Raw genomic sequence first — 12,432 nt, 5'->3', positions numbered from 1 at the left:
CGCGGCACCGTGCATCCAGCGCGGTGGGTCAACGCGGAGGGGGAACAGGGGACATGGCAGCCAAGTTCGGCCGACGGCTCCGCAAAGGAGCGGCCTCCAGTGTGGTGGTGGCGCTGGCGCTCGCCGCGCTGACCGCCTCTCAGGCGCCCGACGCCGCGGACGCCGCCGGGAGTTCCCGCGAAGCCCCTCGGGGCGGCACCCCCATCGACGGCGACTCCTCGTACTACACCGACCTGCCCCCGCTCGTCAGCCCGCAGCCGCCCGGCAAGGGGCAGGGCGGGGACGGACCCCTGGCCAACGGACCCGCGGAGGCCGGCATACCGGCGACCGTGCTCGCCGCGTACAAGGAGGCCGAGGCGTCCCTCGCCCGGTCCCATCCGGGCTGCAACCTCCCCTGGGAGCTGCTCGCCGCGATCGGCAAGGTCGAGTCCGGACAGGCCCGCGGCGGCGCCGTGGACGAGAACGGCACGACGCTGCAGCCCATCCTCGGCCCCCAGCTCAACGGCAACGGCTTCGCCCGGATCATCGATACCGACCGCGGCCGCTTCGACAATGACACCACCCACGACCGCGCCGTCGGCCCCATGCAGTTCATCCCCTCCACCTGGGCGAGGTGGGGCACGGACGCCAACGGCGACGGCGCGAGCGACCCCAACAACATCTACGACGCGGCCCTGTCGGCCGGCCGCTACCTGTGCGCGGCCGACCGCGACCTGTCGGTCCAGGCGGACATGAACCGCGCGATCCTCGGCTACAACCACTCCGAGGAATACCTGCGCACGGTGCTGTCCTGGTACGAGTACTACCGCAAGGGCACGCACGAAGTGCCCGACGGCACCGGCATCCTGCCGACCGGACCGCGCAGCGGCGGTGCCGGCACCGGAGGCGGCGGTGCGCACAAGGCCGGCTCCGGGGGCGCATCGAAGGGCGGCAAGGACCAGGGCGGCTCCGGGAAGGACGCCGACTCCGGAAAGGACGCTGACGGCGCCTCGGGGAAGGACGGCACCGGCACCGATGGCGGGACGAAGCCCGAGCCGAGCCCCGCGCCCGGCGACGGTTCGAGTTCCGGAGGCGGCTCGGACTCCGAGGACGGCTCGTCGCCCGGCACGACCCCGGGCGGCTCCAACGAGTCGCCCACGCCGACGCCTTCGCCCTCCCAGCCCGCGCCCCTCGCCTCTCTGGAGCGCATAGGCGACAAGGACAGGAGCGCCACCGCCGGCGAGAAGTTCGCCGACCGGCTCCAGGTGCGCGCGAAGAACACCGAGGACCGCACGGTCTCCGGCGTGAAGGTCCAGTACGAGATACGCGGCGACGGCGACACCCGCTTCGAGGGCGGCGCCGCCAAGGTCACCGTGGCCACGGACAAGGACGGCCTCGCCACCGCCCCGGCGCTGGTCGCGGGGGAGAAGGCCGGGACGTACACCGTCCGTGCGACGGCAGTGGGGCGTGCCGTGCCGGCCACCGACTTCACCGCCACCGTCAAGGCCCGGCAGGCCGACGCCCTGGCCCGCACCTCCGACCAGAAGATGGAAGCCGCGGAGGGCGCCTCCTACGCCGATCCCATCGAGGTGAAGGCGACCTACCAGGGCAAGGCCGCCGCCGGCGTGGCCGTCACCGCCACGATGATCGCCGGGGACGCCGCCGACCCCGCGAAGGCTGAGCAGAACACCGAAGGCCCGTACTTCAAGGACGCCGACGGCGCGCCGATACGCACGCTCACCGGCCTGAAGACCGACGCCGACGGCCTGCTGAAGCTGCCTCAGATCTTCACCGACAGCCACTCCGGCACATACAAGCTGCGGCTCACCACGGCCGGCGGAGCGGTGCTCCTGGTGGACCTCAAGGTGGGCTGACGCCCGCGCTGATACGCGGTGCAGGGGCGTGACGCGCAGGCGTCGCGCCCCTGCTCCGCATGCCGGTCCTCGCCTGCTCCTCGGTGCAACGTGTTCTCATCTGCGCCGCCCGTTGCTACGGTGCCCCAGCCTCGCCGTGCTGACGCGCCGTCAGTTATGGCGAGGGAGCCCGCAGTCGAACGGGAGGCCCAGCATGCGTGCCCTCACAGCAGCCGCGATCGGGCTGGCCGCTGCCCTCGCCCTGGTCTTCACCATGACGGCCATCGGCGCCCCCGAAGGGCGGACGTCCCCCGAGCCCCTGCGGACCACCGTCCCCGAGCACCCCTGAGGAGGCTGCCGTCATGCGCCGTAAGGCCAGCCTCGTTCTGCTCGCCCTCGCCGTCTTCTGCACCGCCCTGGCCCCCCTGATGCGGTGGTACGCCTTCCCCCGGCTCGCCAAGATCCCGCCGAGCCAGTACCAGGAGATGGTCCTGGAAGCCAAGCCCGCCACCCTCATCGACTACGGCACCATGAAGGCCGAGAAGGTCCCGAAGATCAGCATCGTGCAGACGCTGAAGGGCAACGTCGAAGCCTCCGAAAAGGTCGAACGCACCGTCGACCGCGACGTCGTCGTCTGGGATGCGCTCTCCTACGTGGCCGGCCCCGACGGCAAGATGGTCTCCGAGATCCCCGAGCGCTACATCTTCGACGCGCACACCCAGGAACCGGTGCACGCGAAGGGCGAGGCGGTCGACGGCGAGCCGGTGCGCCGCGACGGCATCGAGTACAAGTGGCCCTTCCTCACCGAGAAACGCGACTACAACTACTTCGACGCCCAGACCCGCACCTCGGCGCCCATCCACTACAAGGGCACCCGCCGCTTCCAGGGCCTCGACGTCTACTACTTCGAACAGACCATCCCCTGGACCAAGGTCCCGCTCCCCAAGAAGATGCCGGTCAAGGGCGTCACCCCGGAATCCGTCGAGAAGATGGGCACCACCCGCTGGTACACCACCAAGCGGATGTTCTGGGTGGAGCCCGTCACCGGCGCGCCCATCAACGGCGAGGAGATCCACAAGGAGGAACTGCGCGGCGGCGACCTGCTGCCCGGCGGCGGCAAGGTCACCGCGTTCGCCGGGCACGTGAAGATGCGCCCCGACTACCTGGCCGCCACCGTGGACCTGGTCTCCTCCCAGCGCACCCTCGTCCTGCTGCTCACCAGCTACCTGCCCTGGGGCCTGCTCACCACGGGCGCCGCGCTCCTGGCCATGAGCCTGTACCTGGAGGCGCGCGGGCGGCGCCCGGGAGGGCGCGCCATGACCGCCTGAGCTCCCGTGGCGCTGCTGTCAGCCCGGTCGTGCGCCGTCAGCGCCGTTGCATCCGGGCCTTCGTATGACGCGTCGGCTCGGCCGTCGCCGGGTCCTCGGGCCACGGGTGCTTCGGATAGCGGCCGCGCAGCTCCGCCCGCACGGAGCGGTAGCCGTCGCGCCAGAAGGAGGCGAGGTCGGCGGTGACGGCCGCCGGGCGCCCCGCGGGCGACAGCAGATGAACCAGTACCGGCACCCGGCCGCCCGCCACCCGCGGCGACTCCCGCAGCCCGAACATCTCCTGCAGCTTCACCGCCAGCACCGGCTGATCGCCGCCGTACTCCACCCGGACCCGCGAACCGCTGGGCACCTCGATGCGCTCCGGAGCCAGCTCGTCGAAGCGCGCCGAATCGCCGCTCGCCCACGGCAGCAGCCGCGACAGCGCCTGGCCCGCGTCGATCCGCGCCAGATCGGCGCGCCGCCGCGCCCGCCCCAGCTCCGGCTCCAGCCACTCGTCCCGGCGCGCCAGCAACGCCTCGTCCGCGACATCCGCCCACGGCGCGCCCAGCTCCCGGTGCAGGAACGCCATGCGCTCCCGGAGCGAGCGCGCCCCCTCCGACCAGCGCAGCAGCCCGAGCCCTTCGCTGCGCAGCCCGTCCACCAGCGCCTCCCGTACGAGCGCCGGATCCGCGTCCCGCAGCGGCCGCGACACCAGCTCGATCGCGCCGAGCCGCGCCACGCTCCGCGCGACCACGTCCCCGTCCGCCCAGCCGACCTCCTCGGCCTCGGCGAACAGCGCCCCCGCGGCCGCCCGCGCGGTCTCCTCGTCGATCACGGCAGCGAGCCGCACCCGCGCGGACGCCGCCGTCACGGGCCGGTCCGCGACCGCCACCGCCAGCCACTCCGCGCTCCGCAGCCGCGACCCTTCCCCGACCTCGGCACCCGTCCCCGAGGCCATCACGTACGCACCCTCGCCGCGCCGACGGGCCACCCGCTCGGGGAACGCCAGCGCCGCCACGACCCCGGCCACGGCGTCATCGCTCTCCTCGCGGGCCACCGTGGCGGCCGTGCCGGGTGCCTGTACGCCGCCCTCCGGGGCGCCCTCGGTGCCCGACGCACCGGACAGCGCGGAGGCCAGTCGGCGGGCCTCCTGCCGCCACCGGGCGGCGTACGCGTCCCGTCCGCGGCGGGCCGTGCGCCAGGCGTCGGCGAGATCGTCGCCGTACTCGCGCGGCGGCTCCTCGCTCAGCAGCGCGACGACCTCGGCAGCCCGCCGCGCCCCGACCTGCGCCGCGCCGTCCAGCAGCGCCCGCGCCAGCCGCGGATGCAGGCCGAGCCGGGCCATTCGTACGCCGCGCTCCGTCGCCCGCCCGGCCGCGTCCACCGCGCCCACCGCGGTCAGGACGTCCCGCGCCGCCGCCATCGCCCCGGCCGGCGGCGCGTCCAGCAGCGCAAGTCCCGCGGCGCCCGGATCGCCCCAGCACGCGGCCTGCAACGCGAACGCCGTCAGGTCCGCGACCTTGATCTCCGGGGACGGGAAGCGCGGCAGCCGCCCGTCCTCCCCCTCCGACCAGCAGCGATAGACCACACCGGGCGCCTCGCGCCCCGCGCGGCCGGCCCGCTGCCGCGCCGCCGCTCGGGACGCCCGTACCGTCGTCAGCGCGCTCAGCCCCCGCGCGTGATCCATCCGCGGCTCGCGCGCCAGCCCGCAGTCGACCACCACGCGCACCCCGGGCACCGTCAGGCTCGACTCCGCCACCGACGTGGCCAGCACGATCCGCCGCCGGTCACCCGAACCGGCCAGCACCGCGTCCTGCACGGCCGCCGGCGCCCGGCCGTGCACCTGCAGCACCTCGACCCCGGCAGAACCCTGATCCGCCAGCTGCCCCGCCACCCGCGCGATCTCGCCCACGCCCGGCAGGAAACACAGCACATCCCCCTCCCGCTCACGCACCGCCCGCCGCACCACCGACGCCACATGCGTCAGCAGCGCCGGATCCACCCGCATGCCGTGCGCCGGACGCACCGGCCGCTCCGGCGGCGCCCACACCGTCTCCACCGGATGCGACACCCCCTGCGCCGCCACCACCGGCGCGTCCCCCATCAGCCGCGACCAGCCCTCCGCGTCCGTGGTCGCCGACGCCGCCACCAGCCGCAGCTCCGGCCGCAACGCTTCCCGCACGTCCAGCAGGAACGCCGCCGCCGTGTCCGCGTCGAGATGCCGCTCGTGGCATTCATCCAGTACAACGATGTCCACGCCCGGGAGTTCCTGATCACGCTGGAGCCGCTGGAGCAGGACGCCCGTCGTCACCACCTCCACGACAGTGCGCGCCCCCACCGCGCGCTCCCCGCGCACGGTGAACCCCACGCGCTCGCCCACGCGCTCCCCGAGCAACCACGCCATCCGCCGCGCCGCAGCACGCGCCGCGATCCGCCGCGGCTCCGCGACGATCACCTTGCGTACAGGCGCACCGTCCTCCGTAAGACCCGCCAGCGCCAGCGGTACGAGAGTCGTCTTGCCGGTCCCCGGAGGCGCGCACAGGACAGCGGTCCCGGCACCCTCCAGCGCCTCCTGAAGAGCGGGCAGCGCGGACCGTACGGGCAGAGCATCGAGTTCATCGCGGCGGATCACCCGCCCAGTGTCTCGCGGGGCCGACGACCCACCGGAGGCGCTGTGACGCCGCGCATCGGGGAGAGCTCTGCGACGGCCTGCAAGGACGGCCGCGCGCCTACGGGTCCCGCCGGCACACGAAGATGGCCGTACCCGGGATCAGCCCGCCCCGAAGGGGCGACCAGCCACCCCACTCCTGGGTGTTCCACGCCGGCCACTCCGGCTCCACCAGGTCCTCCAGGCGGAAGCCCGCGGCCACCACGTCACGCACCCTGTCACCCAGCGTGCGGTGGTGCTCCACGTACACCGCGTTGCCCTGCGCGTCCTGCTCCACGTAGGGCACGCGGTCGAAGTAGGACGCCGCGACGGACAGCCCCTCGGGGCCCGGCTCGTCCGGGAAGGCCCAGCGGATCGGGTGCGTCACCGAGAAGACCCACCGGCCGCCCGGCCGCAGCACCCGGTGCACCTCGCGGAAGACCCGCACCGGATCGGCCACGAACGGCACCGCCCCGTACGCCGAGCACGCGAGATCGAAACTGCCGTCCGCAAACGGAAGCACCCCGGCGTCGGCCTGTACGAGAGCCACACCCGGCGCCTCCGTACCGTGCTCCGGCAGGTCCCCGCCGATCCGGAGGGCGTGCTGCAGCTGCCGGTGCGAGAGGTCCAGCGCCACCGGGTGCGCCCCCTGAGCGGCCAGCCAGCGCGAACACTGCGCCGCGCCCGCACCGATCTCCAGGACGCGCAGGCCCTTGAGCTCGGTGGCCGGCCCCAGAAGGCCCGCTTCTGCCTCATCCAGCCCCTCCGGCCCCCATACGAAGCGGTCGTCCCCCAGGAACGCACCGTGCTCGCTCTGGTACTCGTCGGCGTTGCGGTCCCACCAGCCGCGGCTGGCCCGGCTGCTCTCCGCCTCCCCGGTGGTGCGCCGTACGGCCTCGGCGTCGTCCCAGGCCGCGGGGCCGGTCGCCGTGGCCGCGGAGCCCGTGACTGCGGAGTCGTCGTGTTGGTTCATCGCGCCCGTCGTCGTATTGTTCGTTAAAGCTTGTAGTTTCTGAGGTTCACGGGGCCGGCTGGTCGCAGTCCTGTGAGGATCTTCGTCGGGCCCCCGTGGCCTGCGACGACAAGGCCGAGCGAGTCTTCTCACGCCCGGCGTGTGCCGGTTATGCGGCGATCCGCCCGCGGTGTGGGCCTTCGCGCATTGACCGTGTCCGGCTGCCCCCGTATGCTACAAGTTGCGCTGCGGGCCTGCGCACCTCAGACGGAGCAGGTCGCGCTTGCATCTGTTGCATGTCCCCTCGGTTTCGAGGCGCTGACCGGATTTTTCGGAAATTCGGAAGCGCGCCTCATTGCTGTCGACTTCTGCAGAAGCGATAAAGGCTCTCGGCGTAGCAGTACCTACGACTTCAATGTCCGTACCGGAGCCCTTTCCCACATGACGAGCAGCACCGAGACCACCGCCACCACCCCGCAGGTTGCGGTCAACGACATCGGTAACGAGGAAGCCTTCCTCGCCGCGATCGACGAGACGATCAAGTACTTCAACGACGGCGACATCGTCGACGGCGTCATCGTGAAGGTCGACCGGGACGAGGTCCTGCTCGACATCGGTTACAAGACCGAAGGCGTCATCCCCAGCCGCGAGCTCTCCATCAAGCACGACGTCGACCCGAACGAGGTCGTCGCCGTCGGTGACGAGATCGAGGCCCTGGTTCTCCAGAAGGAGGACAAGGAAGGCCGCCTGATCCTCTCGAAGAAGCGTGCCCAGTACGAGCGCGCCTGGGGCACCATCGAGAAGATCAAGGAAGAGGACGGGATCGTCACCGGTACCGTCATCGAGGTCGTCAAGGGTGGTCTCATCCTCGACATCGGCCTCCGCGGCTTCCTCCCCGCCTCCCTGGTCGAGATGCGCCGCGTCCGCGACCTTCAGCCCTACGTGGGCAAGGAGCTCGAGGCCAAGATCATCGAGCTGGACAAGAACCGCAACAACGTGGTCCTGTCCCGCCGTGCCTGGCTCGAGCAGACCCAGAGCGAGGTCCGCCAGACCTTCCTCACCACCCTCCAGAAGGGTCAGGTGCGCTCCGGCGTCGTCTCCTCGATCGTCAACTTCGGTGCCTTCGTGGACCTGGGTGGCGTCGACGGTCTGGTCCACGTCTCCGAGCTGTCCTGGAAGCACATCGACCACCCCTCCGAGGTCGTCGAGGTCGGCCAGGAGGTCACGGTCGAGGTCCTGGACGTCGACATGGACCGCGAGCGCGTGTCCCTGTCGCTCAAGGCGACCCAGGAAGACCCGTGGCAGCAGTTCGCCCGGACCCACCAGATCGGTCAGGTCGTCCCGGGTAAGGTCACCAAGCTCGTTCCGTTCGGTGCGTTCGTCCGCGTCGACGAGGGCATCGAGGGCCTGGTCCACATCTCCGAGCTGGCCGAGCGCCACGTGGAGATCCCGGAGCAGGTCGTCCAGGTCAACGACGAGATCTTCGTCAAGGTCATCGACATCGACCTCGAGCGCCGCCGCATCAGCCTCTCGCTGAAGCAGGCCAACGAGTCCTTCGGTGCCGACCCGTCGGCGGTCGAGTTCGACCCGACCCTGTACGGCATGGCCGCGTCCTACGACGACCAGGGCAACTACATCTACCCCGAGGGCTTCGACCCCGAGACCAACGACTGGCTCGAGGGCTACGAGGCGCAGCGCGAGGCGTGGGAGAACCAGTACGCCGAGGCGCAGCAGCGCTTCGAGCAGCACCAGGCCCAGGTCATCAAGTCGCGCGAGGCCGACGAGCAGGCTGCGGCCGAGGGCGCTGCGGCGCCGGCGGCCGGTGGCCAGGGCGGCGGCGGCAACGTCTCCGGCGGCTCGTACTCCTCGGAGTCGGCGGACAACTCCGGCGCCCTGGCGTCGGACGAGGCCCTTGCCGCGCTCCGCGAGAAGCTGGCCGGCGGCCAGAGCTGAACGCTCACCGCTAGGCGCTAGCCGATAGCGACACGAAGGCCCGCTCCCTTTGGGGGCGGGCCTTCGTGGTGTTTGGTCTTCTGTTCGGCCTTCTGGCCGGCGGTGCGGGTGACCCGGTGGGGCGGCCTTCAGTACTGCCGCGAACCGGGCGTGTCCGTCGAGCCGTTCACGAAGAGCAACGCCAACGCTCCCCGGCGCGAAAAGTGGTGACGGCGCCGCACGAGCGGGTGATGACGTAAGGACCGGGAATGCCCGAGCCCCGCGGCGCGTTGTGCGGGACGGACATCGAAGAGGAGCGGTCACTGTGTTGGATCCCCAGGATTTGTACGAATGGGAGCCGAGCGGGCTCGCGGCGGTCGACGCGATAGCCTCCCGCGACTCCGCCGGGCTGGTGCTCCTGTACCACTTCGACGGCTACATCGACGCCGGCGAAGCCGGTGACCAGATTGTCGAGTCCCTCCTGGAGGGGCTGCCACACCAGGTCGTCGCCCGCTTCGACCACGACCGGCTGGTCGACTACCGGGCCCGCCGCCCGATGCTCACCTTCGACCGCGGCCAGTGGTCCTCGTACGAGACGCCCAGCATCGAGCTGCGCCTCGTCCACGACGCCACGGGCGCGCCCTTCCTGCTGCTCTCCGGTCCCGAACCGGACGTGGAATGGGAACGCTTCACGGCGGCTGTACGAGAGACCGTCGAGCGGCTGAACGTACGCCTCTCGGTCAGCTTCCACGGCATCCCGATGGGCGTCCCGCACACCCGCCCCGTAGGGATCACCCCGCACGGCAACCGCACCGACCTGACCCCGGGCCACCGCGACCTCTTCGAGCAGGCGCAGGTTCCCGGCAGCGTCGAAGCGCTGATCGAGTACCGCCTCGCGGAGGCCGGACACGATGTGCTGGGCGTCGCCGCCCACGTACCGCACTACGTCGCGCGCTCCGCCTACCCGGACGCCGCGCTCACCGCGCTGGAGACGGTCACCGCGGCAACGGGCCTGGTCCTGCCGAGTGCCGCGCACACCCTGCGCACCGAAGCGCTGCGTACTCAGGAGGAGATCGAACGGCAGCTCTCGGAGGGCGACGAGGAACTGGTCGCGCTGGTCAGCGGGCTTGAGCACCAGTACGACGCGGCGGCCGGCGCCGAAACCCGCGGCAACCTTGTGGCTGAGCCCGCCGAACTCCCGTCCGCCGAGGAAATCGGCCGCGAACTGGAAGCCTTCCTGGCCGACCGGGAACGGGACATGGGCGACGGGGGCATCTGAGGGAACCTTGGGAGGGGGAGGGGCGTTTGACGGGGTGGAGGCGCTTGGCGGGGTGGGGGCTCGAGAGGGGGAGCCGGCCAGCGCACGCCGGCTCGGAGCGGGACGGAGCGGGTCCGGCTCTGGGCGGGAGTCGGGGTGCCGTATAGCGTGGGCCCCATGGTGAAGGTGGGGCTTACAGGCGGCATCGGCGCAGGCAAGAGCGAGGTGTCGCGGCTGCTCGCGTCGTACGGCGCGGTGATCGTGGACGCGGACAAGATCGCGCGGGAGGTCGTCGAACCGGGCACGCCCGGTCTCGCCGCCGTCGTCGAGGCGTTCGGTACGGACGTACTGACGCCGGACGGCACCCTGGACCGGCCCAAACTGGGCGCCCTCGTCTTCGCCGACCCCGACAGGCTCAAGGCGCTGAACGCCATCGTGCACCCCCTCGTCGGTGCCCGCTCCGCCGAACTGGAGGCCGCGGCCGGCCAGGACGCGGTGGTCGTCCACGACGTACCCCTGCTGACCGAGAACGGCCTCGCGCCCCTGTACGACACGGTCGTCGTGGTCGACGCCGCCCCGGAAACCCAGCTGCGGCGGCTTGTCGCGCTGCGCGGTATGACCGAGGACGAGGCGAAGGCCCGCATGAGCGCCCAGGCCACCCGGGAACAGCGGCTCGCGATCGCTGACCTCGTCATCGACAACGACGGTCCGCTGGAAGCCCTGGAGCCGCAGGTGCGGGAGATCTGGGAGCGGCTGCGGGCCCGCTGAGACCGAGCGGTAGCCTCACGCCATGACTGCTTCCGATCTTGCCCCCGCCTCGTTCGTCGTCAATGTCCCCGGCATACCGGACGCCGAACTGGAGCCCGAAGCGCTCGACCCGGACCAGATCGTCTCCGGCGATCCGGTCGTCACCGGCAAGGTGCTCTGGGAATCCCCGGACGGCAAGCAGGTCCGCGGCATCTGGCAGATCACACCGGGCGTCGTGACCGACATCGAGGCCAACGAACTGTTCGTGGTGGTCTCCGGCCGCGCCACCATCGAGGTCGAGGGCGGTTCGGTCCTCGAGGTGGGGCCCGGTGATGCGTGCTTCCTGCGCGAGGGGGACCGGACTCGGTGGACGGTGCACGAGACGCTGCGGAAGGCTTATCACGTGAGTTTGTAGGGGGTGGGCTTCGGCCTTTTGCGGGGTGTGTTGGGGGAGTTCGCTGTGTGGCGCTGAGCGTCGGTGGTGGGCGTACGGCGTGCGCAGCCGATGATGTGGCGGGCGTAGGGAATGCGGTGACGGCCGGGTTTGTTGTGCCCCACATAGCGACCGGGCGGTCGGCGATACGGGCTGCCCGCAGGCGATGAACCACCTGCCCACCTGCTCGTGGCGAGTCGCCGGTACGCATGCCGCCGGTACCCCAACGGTATGCGGTGAGTCCGTACGTGTCGGAGAGGAGACGGCCGTGACCGAGCGCACCCCCGAGACGCATGTCATCGACTTCCGGGCAGCCGAACAACTGCTGTCCGCGCGCGATCCGCGGGGCGCGGTGAAACTCCTGGACCCGGTCATCGCCGCTCATCCGGAGAACACCGCCGCCCGACTGCTACGAGCCCGCGCCTTCTTCCTGGCCGCTCAACTGCGCCCTGCCGAGCTGGAGTTCCAGGTCGTTTTGGAACGAGAGCCCGACAACGCGTTCGCCCACTTCGCCTTGGGTCGCACCCTTGAGCGCGCCAACCGCCGGGACGAGGCGCTGCGCCACTTCCGACTCGCCGCCGCGCTGGACCCCCGCCCGGACTTCATCGAAGCAGCACGTTTCCCGCTGCCGGGGGATGATGCGGGGGAGTGAGGGCGGACAGTGGGGAGTGAGGGTGGGGAGCCTTTCTCTCTCGGATGGGGCCCGTCTCCTGTCGCAGGGGGCTCGCCTCCCGTCGGACGGGTCCCGCCCCCGGGGGCCCGCCCCCCCACCCCCACCCCTCCTCCCCCTGACTTCTTGTCTTCGTTTGTCCCTCGCCGAGGTCTTTAGTTCACCGGATCCCTCACCAAGGCCTCCCGCGCCCCCCACGCCCCTCGCGCCCCTCTACCCCCCGGTCAGGCCCCACATCCGGCCCCGCATCGGGTCCCACACCAGGCCCCGCTCCACCGCGTCCCCCGCCGGTGAACTCATTGCGACCGCGGTCCGGCTCGTACGGTGGCACGTTCTTGCCGGGCTGGTAGTGCGGCCCCTGGCGTATATGGCGGCATACGATCGCAAGGTCCGTCGCAGCCAGGGCCGCCACGACCGCACAGCCGGCAGCCCAGCCGGGACGATCGACCACCACGAAGACGGCCACGCCCACCGCCGCCCATATCAGCCCCCACAGCGCCAGAGCGCGCCGCGTCTTCAGCAGACTCCGTGCCTCCAGGGGCTCATTGCCCGTACGCATCACCACTCACCACGTATCCCTGCCTCGGAAGTCTGGTGCTCGTCGTCGCCGAGGTGCCGCGCCCGTCACTCTCTGTCTCTCGCATCTGACCGTTT

Annotated in this window: 11 protein-coding genes; 8 read left to right on the top strand and 3 right to left on the bottom strand. The window is 71.6% G+C overall.

All coding sequences use genetic code 11. The features are described 5' to 3' along the window. Window positions 1-53 precede the first annotated feature (53 nt). The 3 genes from AB0I82_RS07815 to AB0I82_RS07805 all read left to right on the top strand — a co-directional run bounded on the left by AB0I82_RS07815 (window position 54) and on the right by AB0I82_RS07805 (window position 3,160). Window positions 54-1,853, top strand: a complete 1,800-nt coding sequence (locus AB0I82_RS07815; RefSeq protein WP_363256253.1) for a lytic murein transglycosylase — start codon at window positions 54-56, stop codon at window positions 1,851-1,853. 193 nt (window positions 1,854-2,046) lie between these two features. Then, a complete protein-coding gene (locus AB0I82_RS07810) occupies window positions 2,047-2,181 on the top strand; it encodes an SPW_0924 family protein (protein ID WP_106975605.1) in 135 nt (44 codons plus the stop codon). Window positions 2,182-2,194: 13 nt separating this feature from the next. After that, on the top strand, window positions 2,195-3,160 hold the full coding sequence (locus tag AB0I82_RS07805; RefSeq protein WP_363256252.1) for a DUF3068 domain-containing protein: 966 nt from the start codon (window positions 2,195-2,197) through the stop codon (window positions 3,158-3,160). Window positions 3,161-3,197: 37 nt separating this feature from the next. Here the strand turns inward: AB0I82_RS07805 and hrpB are convergent, their stop codons facing one another. Further along, window positions 3,198-5,771 (bottom strand): ATP-dependent helicase HrpB, encoded by a 2,574-nt coding sequence (hrpB, locus tag AB0I82_RS07800; RefSeq protein ID WP_363256251.1) that lies wholly within the window; start codon window positions 5,769-5,771, stop codon window positions 3,198-3,200. 97 nt (window positions 5,772-5,868) lie between these two features. Continuing rightward, window positions 5,869-6,759, bottom strand: coding sequence for a class I SAM-dependent methyltransferase (locus AB0I82_RS07795; protein ID WP_363256250.1), 891 nt, complete (start codon window positions 6,757-6,759; stop codon window positions 5,869-5,871). Between the two features lie 420 nt (window positions 6,760-7,179). Here AB0I82_RS07795 and rpsA point away from each other — a divergent pair, with 420 nt between their 5' ends. The 5 genes from rpsA to AB0I82_RS07770 all read left to right on the top strand — a co-directional run bounded on the left by rpsA (window position 7,180) and on the right by AB0I82_RS07770 (window position 11,760). Beyond that, entirely contained in the window at window positions 7,180-8,691 is a 1,512-nt protein-coding gene (gene rpsA / locus AB0I82_RS07790) for a 30S ribosomal protein S1 (RefSeq protein WP_363256249.1), read from the top strand. A 304-nt stretch (window positions 8,692-8,995) separates the two neighbouring features. Then, window positions 8,996-9,949 carry a PAC2 family protein gene (locus tag AB0I82_RS07785; protein ID WP_363256248.1) on the top strand — a complete coding sequence of 318 codons (954 nt, stop codon included), beginning with the start codon at window positions 8,996-8,998 and terminating at the stop codon, window positions 9,947-9,949. Window positions 9,950-10,105: 156 nt separating this feature from the next. Beyond that, window positions 10,106-10,696: a dephospho-CoA kinase gene (gene coaE / locus AB0I82_RS07780; protein WP_363256247.1), complete on the top strand. Its 591-nt coding sequence runs from the start codon at window positions 10,106-10,108 to the stop codon at window positions 10,694-10,696. A gap of 22 nt (window positions 10,697-10,718) precedes the next feature. Then, window positions 10,719-11,090, top strand: a complete 372-nt coding sequence (locus AB0I82_RS07775; RefSeq protein ID WP_363256246.1) for a cupin domain-containing protein — start codon at window positions 10,719-10,721, stop codon at window positions 11,088-11,090. A 286-nt stretch (window positions 11,091-11,376) separates the two neighbouring features. Then, window positions 11,377-11,760 (top strand): tetratricopeptide repeat protein, encoded by a 384-nt coding sequence (locus tag AB0I82_RS07770; RefSeq protein WP_363256245.1) that lies wholly within the window; start codon window positions 11,377-11,379, stop codon window positions 11,758-11,760. 190 nt (window positions 11,761-11,950) lie between these two features. Here the strand turns inward: AB0I82_RS07770 and AB0I82_RS07765 are convergent, their stop codons facing one another. Beyond that, on the bottom strand, window positions 11,951-12,337 hold the full coding sequence (locus AB0I82_RS07765; RefSeq protein WP_363256894.1) for a DUF6343 family protein: 387 nt from the start codon (window positions 12,335-12,337) through the stop codon (window positions 11,951-11,953). Window positions 12,338-12,432 lie beyond the last annotated feature (95 nt).

It is taken from the genome of Streptomyces sp. NPDC050315 (assembly GCF_040655775.1).
Taxonomy (GTDB): domain Bacteria; phylum Actinomycetota; class Actinomycetes; order Streptomycetales; family Streptomycetaceae; genus Streptomyces.
The sequence above is the reverse complement of the archived record's forward strand: the minus strand, read 5'-3'. Positions and strand labels throughout refer to the sequence as shown.

Excerpts from the sequence above, each read along its gene's own strand:
- AB0I82_RS07815 (WP_363256253.1), top strand. The coding sequence starts at position 54 with ATGGCAGCCAAGTTCGGCCGACGGCTCCGCAAAGGAGCGGCCTCCAGT.
- AB0I82_RS07810 (WP_106975605.1), top strand. The coding sequence starts at position 2,047 with ATGCGTGCCCTCACAGCAGCCGCGATCGGGCTGGCCGCTGCCCTCGCC.
- AB0I82_RS07805 (WP_363256252.1), top strand. The coding sequence starts at position 2,195 with ATGCGCCGTAAGGCCAGCCTCGTTCTGCTCGCCCTCGCCGTCTTCTGC.
- AB0I82_RS07795 (WP_363256250.1), bottom strand. The coding sequence starts at position 6,759 with ATGAACCAACACGACGACTCCGCAGTCACGGGCTCCGCGGCCACGGCG.
- rpsA (WP_363256249.1), top strand. The coding sequence starts at position 7,180 with ATGACGAGCAGCACCGAGACCACCGCCACCACCCCGCAGGTTGCGGTC.
- coaE (WP_363256247.1), top strand. The coding sequence starts at position 10,106 with ATGGTGAAGGTGGGGCTTACAGGCGGCATCGGCGCAGGCAAGAGCGAG.
- AB0I82_RS07775 (WP_363256246.1), top strand. The coding sequence starts at position 10,719 with ATGACTGCTTCCGATCTTGCCCCCGCCTCGTTCGTCGTCAATGTCCCC.
- AB0I82_RS07765 (WP_363256894.1), bottom strand. The coding sequence starts at position 12,337 with ATGCGTACGGGCAATGAGCCCCTGGAGGCACGGAGTCTGCTGAAGACG.